We start from the raw sequence: 16,909 nt of genomic DNA, 5'->3' as shown, positions 1-16,909 counted from the left end.
AAGAGTATGTAAGAGCATACTCCTCACTTTATATTGTTACTTTTTAAACTCCATTTTCCAGCTATAAAAATCGTTTTCCTTATTTTTTTCATACCTTAAGTAAGCATCGAACTTATTGCCTTTTTTACTTATTAATCCTTTTACAAAGGCTACTTCATCTTTCAAGAGAGCTTTAACCATTGTTTTTGTTACTTTTTTCTTCATTGCTGCTAAGAAAAAATCATTTTTCCAGACAACAAATTTACATCCTTGCCTCCAATTACTACAACCAAATCCCTTTGTACCTTCAATAATATTATTGCCACATGCAGGGCACTTACCTAATACCTCTTTGGAACTAGAACCCTGATTTGATGGTAGTTGATTAATTGTGACATCTTTTTCACTCTTTATCTTCTCAACAGATTCCGTTGTGAAGGTAAATACTATGTTAAGAAAATCGTCTTTATTTACCTGTTGTTTTTCGATATCGGCTAATGATTTTTCAAGACGCCCAGTGAATTCCAAGTCAAATAAATCCTTAATTGGAAATGAATCCACGAGTTTCTTGCCTAATTCAGTACACAACAAGTTTTTGGATTCTGTTGTAATATAGCCCACATCTTTTAGTTTTTTCATCGTATCTGCTCTTGTAGCAGGGGTACCGATACTAAATCCAGTTAAAACTTCTTCTACGTCCTCTTCTTTATACCCTTTGCCGCAAGTTTCCATTACACGCAACAATGTCTTCTCTGTATGGCGCTTCGGCGGCTTAGTCACATGAGAGGAAATGTCATAATCGAGTAAATTAACCTTGTCATCGACCTGTATGTATGGCAACAAGGTATCCTTTGATTGTATTCTTTCTACCTTTTTCCATCCTTCTACAAGTTGGACCTTACCTTTTGATATAAACACGCCCGTTATTGGCGCTTCTTCAATTTTGGTAGTAAGTTTTGTTTCCTCATATTCTGCAATAGGCATAAATTGTGCAATGAACCGGTTTTTAACCACATTATAAACAATCCCCTCATCGGTAGTTAACCGCTTTGGCTTTAGATATGTAGGGATAATTGCACTATGGCTCTCCACTTTTGCATTATTAAATACACGCCTTGTTTTCGTAAATTTAATTTCATCTTTATACGGGAGATCTTCAACAAGTGTCTTTAACACATTGGCAGTTTTCCCAACCAGGCTCTCATCTAAGGCGGTACTAGATGTTCTTGGATACGTTATAAACTTTTTCTCATAAAGAGACTGCGCTACTTTTAACACCTTATCAGATGTCCATCCCTTATACTTGCTCGTAATGAAGCCTTGCAAATTGGAAAGATTAAATAAAAACGGGGCAAAATCCTTTTTCCGTTCTACTTGTTTATCGAGGACAATAGCATTTTTATTTTCTATTTTTTTCGATACTTCTTCTAGCACTTCTTTTTTATCGAATTTTTCCTTATCATTTTCAATATATGAGCCTTGATAGTCTTGTCCGTCTTTTGTTTGAAACGTTGCTGTTAGCTTATAATAATTGTCCGGTTTAAACTGCTCAATTTCTTTATCACGATCATAAATGATTTTTAAAGTTGGTAGTAATACTCTACCAATATTAAGTGCTTTACCCTTACCTTTTTGATACTTTAACGTTGCAACGGAGGTTAAATTAATTCCAATCACCCAGTCAGCCCATTGCCTGCTAATTCCTGCATCTTGTAGCGGTTGCATGTCACTATTTGGTTTCATCTTTTCTATTCCTTGCAGTACTTCAGCTTCTGTCCATTCGTTAAGTAACAACCGATAAACAGGCTTGTCAGTTTTTTGGTGATTTATCACACTATCCCCAATTAATTGTCCTTCGCGATCATAGTCACACGCGGAAATAATCATATCTACATCATTTCTTTTCATCAAAGACTGGATCGTTTTTAACTGCTTAGACGCGCCACTGTCAGCCTGTCCTTTTGTTCTTGGGTTACTTTTTACTTTGTATTTGAACTTTGATGGAATAAACGGAAAATTATCCATCTTCCACCTAGCCATTCCACTATCGTAATCCTTAGCATCGTACAGTTGAAGTAAGTGGCCAAAAGCCCAAGTGATTAAGTAATTATTTCCTTCATAATAACCATCTTTTTTGTTTTTGATTTTCAAAGCATCTGCAATGTTCTTTGCAACAGATGGTTTCTCAGCTAATATTAATCTCATAAGTTATCACCATATTTTTCTAGAATTATAGATTATTAATTGTATCATATTAGAGCCCGAATACCTGTGTTTTAATTTTAACAAAAGTAAGACAAGCCACGTCGAGGTGTTCTATCCCGTGATAAGGCTTGTCTTAAGACCTCCGTCGGGGTAGCTGATCCTGCGGTTACTCGTCGCAAAACCATTTCGAAGTAATTCTATCGTGGTCCATTTTATGTTTCCTAGACCACAAAAAACTGCTTTTCCATTTCAATAATTAAATGGAAAAGCAGTCATTCTTAATAATTTAGGCTGTTTTTTTATAAATTTTAATCTGTCCCGTTTTATTCCAGAACCTTTTTATTCAACAGATAAGCTAATTTATTCTCTTTGACAAAATTATCATCAGGTAAATTCAAGTTATTTGTTAGTTTAACTTTATACTCATTTAGCAAGTGTTTTAGATTTACTTGTGCAGTTTCATCGGTAATACAAGAAATTCCGTATTGGTATAAATCATCTTTCTCTTGTTGCCAGACAATATAGCCTAACATTGTGATATCTTGGTTCAAAATTTTGGTTTCGAATTTCAAAATAATATCTTTACGCACAGGTAAATGTATCGTCGACAAAAATATAAAACCTTGATGGTCTATCTTCTCTATTAATACTTCGGTTTTTCCTAATTTCATTGTTCTGCCCCTTATTGTAGCTAGAGACATGGTAGTACTAATTGGATAAGGTAAATCAATTGATTCATCTTTCAAAGAACGAACAGGTTTATCGAAGCTCAAGCTCTCACAGGGTTTTAAGTACCCTTTTTCCAATAACAGTTGAAAGTCGGATTCAGGGACTGGTTTACTAAACAGATAGCCTTGTATCTCATGACAGTGTTGTAGTTTGAGAAACTCAAGCTGTTCAAGCGTCTCTACTCCCTCAGCGACTACTTTTTTATCTAGCCCTTCAGCTAAATAAATAATCGACTTGACAATAGTTTCATCACTGCGGTTCTTATTGATATTATGAATAAAGCTTCGATCAATCTTAATTGTGTCGATTGGATATTCCTTTAAGTAAGTTAATGATGAATATCCTGTACCAAAATCATCCAACGCTATTTTAATCCCTTTTTCTTTTAAAGATTGGATAACTACACGGACCGATTTATCATTTTGAATTAGTGTACTCTCGGTGATCTCAATTTCTAATAAACTTGGATCAACGTTTGAATTATCAAGCGTATTCGTTACAGTTTCCATCAAGTCGTTTTTCAGAAATCGTTGAGCTGAAACATTTATAGAGATTGGAACAATAGGTAATGATTTTTGTTTCCACTGATTTATGAAAGTGCATACTTGACCAAGCACAAAGTCTCCAATTTCTAAAATAAATCCTGTTTCCTCTGCAACTGGAATAAATTCTACTGGTGAAATTAATCCCCAAATTGGATGTTCCCATCGAATCAAGGCTTCAGCGCTAACTATTTTTTCAGTAATTGGGTCTACTTTTGGCTGGAAATAAATGCGTAATTCATCATTTACTATAGATTTCCGAAGATCACGTTCGATTGTGTATAATTTATACGATTCAATGTCTAATGAAGAGGAATATATCTGGTAATTATTTTTCCCACTATCTTTAGCACGGTATAATGCTGCATCTGCATTTTTTATCAATTTTTCCCTAGTATTCGCATCACTTGGATAATTACTAATACCTATACTGGTAGTAATATAGAGCTCATAACCATCTATAATAAAAGGATCCTTTAAACTAGTGATTAGGTTCTTAGCCAATTCTACAGGATAGTCATCAACGTCAAAATTTGATACAACTATGGCAAATTCGTCGCCACCTACCCTAGCTAGTAATGAGTTCTCTTTAAGTATGGTTTTCACTCGAATTCCAAATTGTTTTAAAAATTTATCCGCAATTTCATGACCTAACGTATCGTTAATCGTTTTAAAACGATCTAAATCTAAATACATAATAGAAAATCTCTGATCATTAGGTGAATGTGAAGATACTTCAATAAGAGTATCAACTGTTTGATCGAAGAGTCTTCGATTTGGCAAATCCGTTAAGTAATCATGATAAGCCAAGTGTTTAATTGTTTCCTCGGATTCTTTATATTCGGTAATGTTGGTTATAATGCCATCTAATCGAATAAGTTTGCCATCAGAATCCAAAACCGGAATTGTTTGATCTTGTACCCAAACAACATGTCCTTCTTTGTGATTGATTCGATATTGATGATATAATGATTCACCATTTGCTAACTTGTGTTGCGGTTGCAAATATTTTGTAACGTCTTCTTCATGGATTATGGCAGCATAGGAAGTTACGTCTTTAAACATTTCAGTTGTATATCCAGTTACAACTTGAACACCAGGAGATACTAAATTAAATGTTTGATTCACCACATCAAAAGACCAAATCCCTGCTTCCAAGTTATCATAAATATTTTTAAATCTTTGTTCACTATCCACCAATTTCTGCTCTATATCCTTTATTCTTGTGATATCTTGAAGTGTTCCAACAATGCGCACTGGCTTTTGATCTTCATCAACAATCACTTCAGCCCGATCGTAGACGTGCACTATTGTCCCATTCCGTATAATGCGATACTCAATTTCATATCCTATTACATTGTTAATAGCATGATCAAATATCTTTTGAAACCTGCTATGATCATCAGGATGCATGAAGGAAAATACATCTTGATATCTAGGTACAAAATTTTCTTTCTTCTCAATACCGAAAAGATGAAAAGTTTGATCAGACCAATACACTTGTTTAGTGAAAAAATCATAGTCCCAGCTTCCAATTTTGGCAATTTGTTGTGCTATTTCGAGGTTAGTTCTTACTTTGGTTAGCTCTTTTTGAACGTCAGCATGCGCTGTGATATCCTTTGTAATTCCGTACACGGCTGTCACTTGCATTTCTTTATTAATACTTGGGACATAAGTAATATCAACATCAACTGGTTGTCCATTTTTATCAAAAATAATTGCTTGATAATTTTGTGCCTTTCCTTTTAAGGCTTGTTCGAAAGACTCTTTTCTCTTTGACTGAAATTCTTCGGCAAAATTTATCGTAAAGTCCTGCACTAAGTCCTTATCACAATAGCCAAAGATGCTTTTGACAGAGTTATTGTAATTAAGTAATTGTCCTTTTGTATCCATCCGAAAAACGGCATCAGGATGATTATCATAAAGTTCTTGGAATGCATGCTGATTATAATTGGTTACCTCTATTATATTTGCAGGTTTATTTTTGTTTTTTTTCTTTCTGCTTTGCAAGAAATTAAACCGCATCAAAAGCCTCCTGAAAATGGATTTATCACAATGTACCATATTATTAAATAAAAGTCTTTGTAACTGTAATAGAAAGTGAATACTTTAGTTTGAAAAAGCAAAGGTTCTAGTTAAGAGCCTTTGCTTTTGTTTTTTTTATCATTAAATTGAATACCGTCCGTTAACATTTTACGTTACTATCATATTCCACCATAATAGTAGACTAATAATTACAATAGTTCCTACAATCGCACTCTTCAGCGTGTATGGTAATCGGTTAGGGATGAATGTAAGTGCTAATACTGGAATAATTCCTGCTACTATCATAAAGATGATAGCGTATAGTAATATGCCCACTAGATTATCTACAGGTAACTGCATTGATTCAATCATAAAATCCATAGTTCCACCTCACTTAGAAAAATAAATCCAAATTTATGTATTGATATGACACCAAATAATAGTATCTTTTATAAAAACAATTTTCTCAACAAAAATAGAACAACTCTTTAATAGAATATAGTAAATCTATATAATTTTCCAATAGAAAATTTAACAAACCCATTCTAAATTAAAAGAATGGGTTGTCTGAAAATGATATTTATTTAATACTTGATAAAATTAATCTTAATTACCCAGTTCTTTAATTATCGACATTGGCGTTTCTCCTGTTACACCTGCTACTAGACTCTTAGCGGCTGACATCTTCATATCAAATCTAGTTTTCATTGTCGCAGATCCAATGTGAGGTAGTGTTACGACATTATTCATTCCCAGTAAGGGATTATCTTTATTAATAGGTTCCTGCTCAAAGACATCAAGTCCAGCGCCGGCAATTTGGTTATCGTGCAAAGCATTAATTAAAGCCTGTTCATTAATTACTTGACCACGAGAGCAGTTTATAAAGAAGGCTTTTTCCTTCATTAGATTGAATTCTCTTTCACCAATTAACTGGTGTGTTTGATCTGTATGTGGTGTCAATACAACGACATAATCAGATTTCGCTAACAAATTTTCCAAACTTGAATACGTAACATTCAACTTTTTTTCCACTTCAGGTTTTTGTGTCCTGTTGTAATAAAGAACATTCATATTAAAACCAAGAGTTGCTCTTCTAGCTACTTTCTCGCCTATTCTCCCCATTCCGATAATACCCATCGTAGCCCCGTGCACATCGGTACCAAACCAGTCCTCTCCAACAGGCTTATCCCACTTTCCATTTTTCACATTATGATCAAGCTCAGTTAGTCTCCTACCAGTAGAGAGTACAAGCCCAAACACTAAGTCTGCAACAGTTTCATCTAAGACAAATGGTGTATGTGTTGCTAGAATTCCGTGCTTCTTAATTGCTTCTATATCAAAGTTATCGTAACCAACAGCAACATCACAGACAATTTTTAAATTTTTCCCTCTCGCAAGTAATTCTTCATCAACCGAATCTTTAGATGTTAGTAAGCCATCTACATCCTCAATTCTTTTTAGCAGTTCATCTCTCGGGATTTTTTCATCGTGTTCCCACAGGGAGTAGTTACAATGTTCGCCAATAAAATCAATTATTTCACTAGGTAATTGCTCAGTAATAAGTACTTTAGGTTTCATAATTGCATGCTCCTTCTATTCTTTTATCATAGGTAGTCCTTATATCCGCCTACTTTTAAGAATTCAACATAAATAAAGTGAATCCTTCAAAATTTCCATTAAAGCTGAATCTAAAAGAAAGAATGAGCAAATTTACTAACGGATTCCGTTACCTATCACAAACTTTTAAAAATGCAATGTAAATTGATTGTTATCTTTTATTGATATAATGAATTTACCAATACATTGAAATCATTTAATTCCTGTCTTATTTTACAAGTTATTATTAATAGTTATGTTAAAATAAATACAGATATTGTGAACGATTACACTTAAACTTACATTTGCATTTTGGAGGCGAATACAGAATGAGGGGGAAAAGTATTTTTAAGAAACGCTATTTTACTATCTTAGTATTACTATTGATAATAGTTTATTTCGGTCCTTCCTTCTTAGGAGGATATTCTTGGACAGAGTATTCTGCAATTAGACATACATTACCAAATGAAAATGGAAAAGTAGTCTTCGAAAAGGAATTCAAAAACAAAAAGGTTGTTGTTTGGGATACAGGTCTAAATAAATATGTCAAACTTATAGAAAATAATTTTTGGTTTCTATATCGTTCTACCTCGGTAAATGGTCTAGCTGCTGAAACAGCAGATGAAAAGATGAAAACTACTTGGTTGGCTAGTCAGCAGAAAGATAAAGTTTACGATGCACTCTTTGCGGTAGAAGTTCTTGATGAAGACATTGTGAAAGTTATTGTTAGTAATGAAGCAAATTTAGAGGGGAAAGATTTATCATTAAAAGAAGTAAAAGAGCAATCAACTTTATTTGTAGAGATGGATGTTAAAGACGGGGTTACGGCACATTATACCTCAATACTACATTCTGAGATTAGAAATTTTGTTTTTCGTGGAGTTAATGCTGATGGTAATGTTGTATCCACTTTTTAAGTAAAACTAGCTAATAGGTGTTCGTCAAAGTGACCGATATTGTACTAAGCACAATGATAAATTTTGAAAAGGGAGAGCAGTTTATGGAAAAAAGATTAAGAAAATCAAGTATATATGGATTAGTTTTTGGATTGGCAATCTCTATTTTGTTGGTTAATTATAAAGATGTTACACAGGTAGGCGATGGTGTTTATCAAACTACATATAAACCTATAATGGAATACATAGTTTCAATCTTACGTTCAGGCATTATAGGAATGTTTTTAGGTCTATTTATTGGTTGGAATAGTTATGAAAGAAAACATAAACCACAAGAAGAAAAATCATATTACCTCCCTTTCTTTTTTGTTGTTTTTCTCGTTTCAATTAGTTTAATGGTAGTTTTTAATTGGTAACAATATTTCGCTAACGGAGTGCGTTAAAGTGACGGATTTATTCAACTAGTGATAAAGGTGATTTTCAAAAAGAATTGAGGAGAAAAGGATGTATCAAGATGGAATTATTTTAGTAGCAAGCGTATCAATCTTTAATGAAGATGAAGTCTTGATTATAAAGGAGAATAAACCTACTGCTATTGAAAAGTGGAATTTTCCGAGTGGACGTATTGAATATGGTGAGGACATTCTCTATTCAGCTCATAGGGAAGTAAAAGAGGAAACAGGATTGGACGTAAAACTGTGTGGGTCTACTGGTGTATATAATTTTATCAGTAGTACAAACAATCAAGTTATTCTATTTCATTTTATTGGTAAGGTTACTGGAGGTTCTATAAATCTCGAAGAAGATGAAATTACTGACAGTAAGTGGATTAAGGTAAGTGACCTTGTAAAATTTGAGAATGAAGACTTACGGGAACCACAGGTATTAAAGCAAATAATTAATAATTTATTAAAAAAGAACCAATACCCAATTAATATTTATAATGAGCAAGTTTGTGAAAATTTCACTTAGACTGACGGATAGCTTACCTTGAATAAGGAATTGCACTTCTTGTTCAACTATGAAGTAGGATTGTTTAATAAGGGAGATTTATGAAAAAGGTTGTACTTATTGGTTCAGGAGGTTCAGGAAAATCCACACTTGCAAGACAATTAGGAGAAAAGCTTAAAATAAATACTTACCATCTAGATGCTTTATTTTGGAAACCTAACTGGGTAGGGATTCCAAAAGATGAACAAAGAAAGGTCCAAAATGACTTAGTGAAAAAAGAAAAATGGATTATTGATGGAAACTATGGCGGGACAATGGACATAAGACTAAATGCAGCTGATACAATAGTTTTTCTTGATATTCACAGAGTAATTTGCGTCTACCGTGCTTTCAAAAGAATAATGAAGTATAGAAATAAAACAAGACCAGATATGGGAGAAGGTTGCGAGGAAAGATTTGAGTTAGATTTTTTTAAATGGGTATGGGATTATTCAAAAACTAAAAGACCAAAAATTTTAAATAGGCTTGAACAATTGTCTAAAGATAAACAGGTTATAATTTTAATATCCCCGAAAGAGGTTCAAATCTTTTTAGAAAAGGTTTAATGACTTATTCAACTATTTAGCAGTTATCTACAGTATATTGCTAATGTAATACACCTTTTCTCTTTGAATCATGCATCAAGACAAGATAAGTGTTTAAGAACTTGACGTGAAGCATCTGTGGGCATTGACTGGTCATGAAAGACTGAAGCCGTTGTTTCATCAGAAAGCCAATCCGATTAAGCCCACTACTCCACGTAAAGTCCTATCTTTGAGTTCGTTGAAAGCCCTAAAAATGTCATAAAGGTTACAGTATTTATGCTTCCTCTAGTAATTGTAAAAGTGTCTCGTAGGTTTGAGCACCCATAACCCCTTTTGTTCCAGAAACAAAGCAAGGAATACCAGTTATACCCATTTGGTGTGCTTCTTCTGTTTCATTTATTACTTGTTGCTCATACTCACGTGTTTCTAGAGCCTCTTTAAAACGAGTGGGTTCAAGACCAACACTTTCTGCAATTTCCACTAGTGTATCAATTTCATTGATTGTCTTTTCTTGTTGAAAGTGTGCTTTAAATACAGCGTCATGATACTCATTGGCAAGTCCTTGTTCATCAGCGAATTTCGCACCCTCTAAAGCGTGACGGGAATGCTTACTCCTATCATTCCACTTCATCTCCACACCATAATGCTCTGACATTTGTTTAACATTCGCTTTGGCTTGTTCATAATACTCTGGCGGGTGAGATGGTGTTTCCACTCCCTCTGGTTTTAGCTCAAATGCCTTCCATTCCACTTCTACATTATGCTCCTTGGCCAACTGGTCAAGCGGGATCTTCCCGATAAAGCAAAAGGGTCATAAAAAGTCTGAATAAACCGTAATTCTATTTGTCATATCTATTCCTCCTATTTTATAAACTAACATCGAACAAGACTGCCGAATCTCTCTAGTAGTTCTGGCATTTCCTGTTCTGTTATTGTTCGAAAATCCAGTAATACTTTATCATCCTTAATTCTTGTAACGACTGACGGCTTACCATTTCTAAGGTTTTTAGCTAGTTCTTCTGTTGAACTATTTTTATGCTTAACAGCAATTAGATAAGTTGGAAGCTCAACTCCAGGCATCGTACCTCCACCAATTTGTGAACTGCCTTTTATTATCTCCAAATTATATGGTTCGCTAAGCTCTCCCATCTGACTACTAAATAGGTTCACTTGCTCTAGTATGTGTTCTTCAGTCTTTAAAATGTCTCGAACTGTTGGAAGTTCATCAACAGCAGCCTGTTCAGATAGATAAGCACGTAAAGTTTTCTCTAGTCCGGCAAACGTCATTTTATCAACACGAAGCACTCTTGCTAATTGATGTTTTTTCAAACTTTGAATATACTCTTTTTTCCCAACAATAATACCTGCTTGTGGTCCACCAAGTAATTTATCCCCACTAAACGATACTAGGTCAACACCAGATTTGATTACATCTCTAACTACTGGCTCATCACCGATACCACTCTCTTTAAAATCATACAAAGAACCACTTCCCAAATCCTCATAAAAAATAAGTTCGGGGTGTTGATTTTTTAAATTCACTAGATCATCAGTTGAAACTGATTCAGTAAATCCTATTGTTTTAAAATTACTTGTATGTACTTTGAGAATCATACTTGTATTGTCAGAGATTGCATTTTGGTAATCATACAAGTGTGTTTTGTTAGTCGTGCCCACCTCTACCAGCTGTGCATCGCTTTCCTCCATGATTGAAGAAACACGAAATGAGCCACCAATTTCAACAAGTTGCCCACGAGAAACAATTACTTCTTTGTCTTTTGCGAGCGCGCGTAATACTAAATAAACAGCAGCTGCATTGTTGTTGACAACCATCGCAGCCTCAGCACCAGTAATTTCCGTCAATAAATCTTCCAGAATATCATGTCTAGACCCACGTTTTCCTTCAGAAATCCGATACTCAAGATTAGAGTAACTACCAGCAACACTTGCCACATGACTAATTGCCTGTTCACTCAATCTTGCCCGTCCTAAGTTTGTATGTAATACCGTACCTGTAGCATTAATCACACGTACGAGTCGGTCTTGTTGGAATTTCCGCACCTTCTCTTCGGTGTTATTCCATATGTATTCGATGAAAGTTTGTTTGCTGCCATTTTCAATGGGAAGGTTGCAAGCTAACAACTTGTCCCTTAAATCGTCCAGCTCCCCTTGAATGACCTTAGTCACTTGAGACTCATTAATCAATGATTTTTCAACTAAATCAGTAAATCGGTCGCTTTTTTGCAATTCGTGAACTGGCGGTAATTCCCTCAATAAATGCTTCATAATCTTACCTCCCTACAAATACACCTCTATTATAAGTGTTAGAGCTAGTAACACCAAACAATGAAACTCGGTGTTTCCATGATAATCGGATTAATATTTGTGTTAGACTTAGATAACATAGTACTTCCTCAAAAAAAAGGAGGCTAACGATGTTAAAGAAGACTTTACTGGTGTGTCTTGCAGTTATCGTCTCTATCTTATTGGTATTCGGTTATCATCACTTTTTGAAATTTGAAACCTATTCAGTAAATAAAACTATTGAGATAAATGATTCATCCTATCAAATTACCGATATTGGACATTTTCCTTTCCGAAACAAAGATAGCTTTGGGGAAACAGTGGAATTGAACATGCCTTGGTATTTCGAAGCAAATTGGATTTCTTTTGACTGGCAATTAAGATTAGGGAAAGTAGATCACTTTTTCTCATTCCCGTACAACAAAGATAACTCAAATATAACTAATTCGGGAACCTTCACAGGTGATCAATCCGATTTAGATATGGACACCATGACAATCACAATTAACAGCTCACAATATCAAGTGCAACAAATGGAAATGTCTAATATGACCGATGATATGAATGAAATGAAAGTTACATTTACAGTTGAATTAGACCAAAAAATAAACACACTAAATGCTGTTCGTTTAGAAATAGGTAATAGTGGTTTTACTATGCAAAATCTGGATAGTAGAGAAGGAAAACACTTTATGTTAAGTCCAATCTACAGCAACAAATACCAATCACTCCATCCATAATTAATTAAAACCACTCAAGAAAATTCCTAATGCGTTCAATTCAGAAGTGCAATAAATCAGTTAAGGGCGGTGTGTAAAAGAATGCGAACATTATTAGAATTGCTTCGTATAATTATTATCTTTGGGCTTCTTGGCGGCTTAGGTTGGGCTATTATAGGAAATATTTATACAATCAATGAAACAACTGAATCTTATTCGTGGTTCGGTGCACTAGCAATACTAGTTTTACTTTTTATATTATATAGAAACAAATTACAATTCTCCGGTTGGTATAAAGGAAACGGTAAAAAGAAATTGTCGAAGAATGTTTCCCTTACACTTATTTTCACTTCTATAATACTCATTATTTCACCGTTTATATTGGGCGTTGTAAACCTAACAGTGTGCTAAAACAACGGATTACTTCAATCAGAGAATTAACCGAAATGAATTATTAAAATTAAATAACTAAGGGGATAAACGCGATGAGAAAGACCAAAATACTTCCTTGGACTGAAGAATGGGATAAAACGTATAGTCGGGAAGAAGAAATACTTAAAAAAATATTTAATGAACAATTGGTTGATATTTTTCACATTGGAAGTACGTCTATACCAGCAATAGGTTACGCAAAACCTATAATAGATATTTTGATTGTTGTTAAAGATATTGAAAAAGTTGATTTATATAATCAAGTATTAGGTGAATATGGGTATCAACCACAAGGTGAGAATGGAATTATAGGAAGAAGGTACTTTCCAAAGGGGAAGGAAAATAGAACCCATCATGTACATATCTTTCAAGTAGGTAATGAAAGTATAAAAACACACTTGGATTTTAAAGACTTTTTAATTAAACATCCTGAGGATGCAAAAAGGTATGGGGACTTAAAAACAAAATTAGCAAAACAGTTTCCTGATGATCATCATAAGTATCAATCTGAGAAACAAGAGTTTGTTAATCAATTAGTTGAAAAAGCAAAAAATTGGGCTTTAAAAAGAAACCCTTATTGAACTAGCTTTAAAAGGCGGTTCTATTTTGTCTGTACTTAAGCACAAATTGCAATTGAATCAAAAAATAAAAACCACTCAGGGTGGTTTTTTAATCTTGCATTCCGCCTGCCTCTCGGGAAGTCATTGCACCTTGTCCTTCGCTGACATCTTTTTGAATTTCTTTTTTTACTTTTCGTGCATTAGTTCCTGCGAATTCTGGTTTCATAATAGAATCCACATTCCTTTTAACGTTTTTTTCTTGTTGCATTACAAGCCCTCCTTCTTTATTAAACAATCTCATTATTTACAAAAGAACGTTTTGTATGTCCAGAGTATTTGAGCGAATTTCAATTAAAAAAGTTAAGTTCGAGTAATTTGCCTTTAGTTGAGTAAGAATAACTATATTGTTTGTATCTTTAACCTATTTTAATCGTAGATAATAACAACAACCTTTACAGGGAGGAATTAGGTGGAAATAAAAAAACTGCACTATCTGATTGCTATCATATCGTATCCTATACTGATTTTACATTTTGTCTTCGGTAATTACACAAGCGAAAAGTTACTATCTGGCATCGTATTTTTTTCTATAGCTACATTTATTTATGTGGGGTTGGTTTACTTATATTTTAAAAGTGACATAGGTAAAATAGTTGTAATGTGGGGATTACTTTGTTTTGCAATTATTTCGGTCTTCCTAACCTTTACAGCATAAAATAGAGGGTTATAGCTTTTCTTGTTGTCTCAAAAGACGTACCTAACTGATCAGGAAGGACAATCGTATTTAGGCTGAAATTGCTATTGCTCTTTCTAAATTTAACATTTTACAGGTTTATTAAAGTACGGACTTTAGTTTAACAACAGAAATCAGAAAGAAAAGTGGCTTGAATTTTTCTCCAAGCCACTTTTTACTGTGAATTTAATGGTGAAATTAATGAAATTATGCGAGATTCAACTTACCAATTACTGTTTTGCACCTTACAGGTGACCCCATTAGGAAATTCCCTAAGCGATATTTTGCTATTATTAAGCTTGTTTGTCTATTTTCTCTATAATATCCTCAACTAGCGGATATTTTCTTGTCTCTAATTTAGAATAAACCTTCTCACCATTTACAGTGATTTCAAATGCGCCACCAGAGCTTGGGATGAGCTCCAACGACGTAATACTAGTTCGGTAATGGGTAAATAATTGTTCCGCAAAACTTGCGGCTTTTGGTGCGTAATTTCACTGCATACAAAATTCTATCGCCACTGAAAAATTCATAAGAATCATCCTCCATTTCACTCTCTATTATTCAAAAAAGTTAGACTAACATTAAAAGTTACAGATTAGAGTCTCTACTCCTCGACCCATCGTCTTTCTCCCTCAATTCTTTCCGTCAAGCTTAATTGATCCAGTAATTCAAGCGATGGAATTAGATATTTACGTGAAACCTCCCAAATATCCTTTGCTTCTTTTAAATCAAACGACTTTCCAGTTTTACTTCGCAATTGTTTTATTGCATGATCAAAAGCTTGTTTGTGTACAAGCATGTCATCCGTTAATCGATAAGCCTGATTCATTTGAAGTAAATAAGTCCTTAATTCAACCGCTTCATCCTTTGAGAAAGGTGTGTTCGTTAAATAATCTTCCCACTTTTTAACTGCAATCCCATCCTCTTTTAGCCTCGTAATTACTTCTTCCATTCGAACTTTCCAGCGTTTGGGAAGATGGGGATCAAAATGAATATCCGATACATACTTACCAGTCTGATTTAATATTCTCTTATCAACAAGCTGTTGAACCGTGAATTCAATCAATTTTTTAGGAAAATCAGATTTTAACGACTGAATCAATTCCGCTTTATCGATACCCTGACGCATCGGAAATTGTTGATGATAATCAGATAATTGATTGACTATTTTATCTTTAATTTTAGCTACTTCTGACGCAAGTGCGTATTTCTCACTCGGAAGTTGAACCATTTCATTTTCTGTTATTGCATTGTTAACGAGTGTAAGCACTTGTTCGGGGTCTAGTGATGTCGCCTGTATTATCTGAGCTAAGTTAACGACCATATCTGTTTTCAGAACATCCTTAACTAAGTCTTCAGGCGTTCCTTCTTTCTTTTTATCCAACATTATAATCGTTTCCTCACCAAAACGATATTTATTCCCTTTCGGATCGATTATCCAACCCCCTCCTATTGTTTCAACTGGAGTTGGCCTCCTCAAAATAAAACGATCTCCACGCCTGACAACAATCTGATTATTTAACCTTATTTGGCACAACACTTCTTCATCCGTATCTAGTACCAAATTGCGGTCAAAAAAGACAATTCTGCCCATGACTTCGGACGTTCCAACATGTAGTTTTACCGGTGCACGTTGTTTTACTGCTGTCCTTAGATCACCAACAAATCGTAAAGCGACATCAACAGTGTCCGTAACAATAAAGTGATCCGAGGCGACGAGTACATCCCCCCGTTTAATTTCATCTCTTTCAATTCCACTTATGTTAATCGCGGCCCGTTGTCCTGCTCGCGCCTCTTCAGTGTCCTGGTGGTGTACTTGAATGTTTCTAGCCTTAACTTTTTTATTTGAAGGAAGAACAAAAAGCTGACTTCCACTCATAACAACACCCTCATAAACCGTCCCTCTCACAATCGTCCCTTGACCCTGAACAGTAAATACCTGATCAATTGGTAATCGAAAAGATCCGTAACGATCACGATACTCAACAGACTGCAACTCTCGGTAAATAGTTTCTTTTAATTGATCGACTCCTTTTCCCGAGACACTATCAACATAAATCATGGATGAATTATCAAACGATGTCTTTGAAAGTGTCTCACTAATATCAAGGGTAACGATTTCTAACATTTCCTCATCTACACGATCCACTTTGGTAATTGCGACAATACACCGTTTAACTCCTAGAAATTCGAGAATCTCCAAATGCTCCTCTGTTTGCGGCATAACACCCTCATCAGCAGCAACTACTAGTACAACTAAGTCAATTCCGGCGACACCAGCAATCATTTGCCGAATAAAACGTTCGTGTCCTGGGACATCGACAATCGATACATGCGTCCCGTCTTCTGTATGTAAAGGAGCATAACCTACTTCAATTGAAATATTTCGTTCCATTTCTTCTTTTAACCGATCTGTTTCAACGTTCGTTAGTGCTTTTGTTAACGTTGTTTTGCCGTGATCAATATGTCCAGCCATACCAATTGTATAATAAGTTGATTCCATACCATTAACCTGCCTTCATGATATCTTGATACTTTCACTTTAATCTTAGCTGGCTGCTGATTCAAGCATGATGGTTTATAAACATAAAATTAAAACAAGCGATTCATCAATAAGTAGCACTAATAGCTACTACTGATAAATCGCTTCG

General features: G+C 34.6%; 15 protein-coding genes and 1 pseudogene. 7 read left to right on the top strand and 9 right to left on the bottom strand.

Features of this window, described 5'->3' with window-relative positions; all coding sequences use genetic code 11:
• Positions 1-36: 36 nt before the first annotated feature.
• The 4 genes from LD272_RS14550 to LD272_RS14535 form a co-directional block, all read right to left on the bottom strand.
• Positions 37-2,184, bottom strand: a complete 2,148-nt coding sequence (locus LD272_RS14550) for a DNA topoisomerase (RefSeq protein ID WP_226037341.1) — start codon at positions 2,182-2,184, stop codon at positions 37-39.
• A 323-nt stretch (positions 2,185-2,507) separates the two neighbouring features.
• The gene (locus LD272_RS14545; RefSeq protein WP_226037340.1) at positions 2,508-5,480 is read right to left on the bottom strand and encodes a sensor domain-containing protein; all 2,973 of its coding nucleotides are present in this window, start codon (positions 5,478-5,480) and stop codon (positions 2,508-2,510) included.
• Between the two features lie 168 nt (positions 5,481-5,648).
• On the bottom strand, positions 5,649-5,861 hold the full coding sequence (locus LD272_RS14540) for a hypothetical protein (RefSeq protein WP_226037339.1): 213 nt from the start codon (positions 5,859-5,861) through the stop codon (positions 5,649-5,651).
• A 225-nt stretch (positions 5,862-6,086) separates the two neighbouring features.
• Entirely contained in the window at positions 6,087-7,058 is a 972-nt protein-coding gene (locus tag LD272_RS14535; RefSeq protein ID WP_226037338.1) for a 2-hydroxyacid dehydrogenase, read from the bottom strand.
• Positions 7,059-7,405: 347 nt separating this feature from the next.
• Here LD272_RS14535 and LD272_RS14530 point away from each other — a divergent pair, with 347 nt between their 5' ends.
• The 4 genes from LD272_RS14530 (at position 7,406) to LD272_RS14515 (ending at position 9,528) form a co-directional block, all read left to right on the top strand.
• On the top strand, positions 7,406-7,993 hold the full coding sequence (locus LD272_RS14530; protein WP_226037337.1) for a hypothetical protein: 588 nt from the start codon (positions 7,406-7,408) through the stop codon (positions 7,991-7,993).
• Positions 7,994-8,076: 83 nt separating this feature from the next.
• A complete protein-coding gene (locus tag LD272_RS14525; protein ID WP_226037336.1) occupies positions 8,077-8,388 on the top strand; it encodes a hypothetical protein in 312 nt (103 codons plus the stop codon).
• 88 nt (positions 8,389-8,476) lie between these two features.
• The gene (locus LD272_RS14520; protein ID WP_226037335.1) at positions 8,477-8,944 is read left to right on the top strand and encodes an NUDIX hydrolase; all 468 of its coding nucleotides are present in this window, start codon (positions 8,477-8,479) and stop codon (positions 8,942-8,944) included.
• Positions 8,945-9,024: 80 nt separating this feature from the next.
• Positions 9,025-9,528: a DNA topology modulation protein gene (locus LD272_RS14515; RefSeq protein WP_226037334.1), complete on the top strand. Its 504-nt coding sequence runs from the start codon at positions 9,025-9,027 to the stop codon at positions 9,526-9,528.
• A 253-nt stretch (positions 9,529-9,781) separates the two neighbouring features.
• Here LD272_RS14515 and LD272_RS14510 read toward each other — a convergent pair whose 3' ends face one another.
• Both LD272_RS14510 and selA read right to left on the bottom strand, forming a co-directional pair.
• Complete coding sequence (locus LD272_RS14510; RefSeq protein WP_226037393.1) at positions 9,782-10,306, bottom strand: DsbA family oxidoreductase; 525 nt, start codon at positions 10,304-10,306, stop codon at positions 9,782-9,784.
• A 74-nt stretch (positions 10,307-10,380) separates the two neighbouring features.
• Positions 10,381-11,793 carry an L-seryl-tRNA(Sec) selenium transferase gene (selA, locus tag LD272_RS14505; RefSeq protein ID WP_226037333.1) on the bottom strand — a complete coding sequence of 471 codons (1,413 nt, stop codon included), beginning with the start codon at positions 11,791-11,793 and terminating at the stop codon, positions 10,381-10,383.
• A 149-nt stretch (positions 11,794-11,942) separates the two neighbouring features.
• Here selA and LD272_RS14500 point away from each other — a divergent pair, with 149 nt between their 5' ends.
• The 3 genes from LD272_RS14500 to LD272_RS14490 all read left to right on the top strand — a co-directional run bounded on the left by LD272_RS14500 (position 11,943) and on the right by LD272_RS14490 (position 13,543).
• Complete coding sequence (locus LD272_RS14500; protein WP_226037332.1) at positions 11,943-12,551, top strand: hypothetical protein; 609 nt, start codon at positions 11,943-11,945, stop codon at positions 12,549-12,551.
• An 81-nt stretch (positions 12,552-12,632) separates the two neighbouring features.
• Positions 12,633-12,941, top strand: a complete 309-nt coding sequence (locus tag LD272_RS14495) for a hypothetical protein (RefSeq protein ID WP_226037331.1) — start codon at positions 12,633-12,635, stop codon at positions 12,939-12,941.
• A gap of 74 nt (positions 12,942-13,015) precedes the next feature.
• Positions 13,016-13,543 (top strand): GrpB family protein, encoded by a 528-nt coding sequence (locus tag LD272_RS14490; protein WP_226037330.1) that lies wholly within the window; start codon positions 13,016-13,018, stop codon positions 13,541-13,543.
• 88 nt (positions 13,544-13,631) lie between these two features.
• Here the strand turns inward: LD272_RS14490 and LD272_RS14485 are convergent, their stop codons facing one another.
• The 3 genes and pseudogenes from LD272_RS14485 to selB form a co-directional block, all read right to left on the bottom strand.
• Positions 13,632-13,790, bottom strand: a complete 159-nt coding sequence (locus LD272_RS14485; RefSeq protein WP_226037329.1) for a hypothetical protein — start codon at positions 13,788-13,790, stop codon at positions 13,632-13,634.
• A gap of 758 nt (positions 13,791-14,548) precedes the next feature.
• Positions 14,549-14,737 (bottom strand): annotated as a pseudogene (locus LD272_RS21655) (Rdx family protein); the annotation flags it as partial.
• A gap of 125 nt (positions 14,738-14,862) precedes the next feature.
• Positions 14,863-16,761: a selenocysteine-specific translation elongation factor gene (gene selB / locus LD272_RS14475; RefSeq protein ID WP_226037328.1), complete on the bottom strand. Its 1,899-nt coding sequence runs from the start codon at positions 16,759-16,761 to the stop codon at positions 14,863-14,865.
• Positions 16,762-16,909: the final 148 nt, after the last annotated feature.

The sequence above is a fragment of the Aquibacillus saliphilus genome, assembly GCF_020404745.1.
Taxonomy (GTDB): Bacteria; Bacillota; Bacilli; order Bacillales; family Amphibacillaceae; genus Aquibacillus; species Aquibacillus saliphilus.
This window is presented reverse-complemented; position numbering and strand designations above follow the sequence as displayed.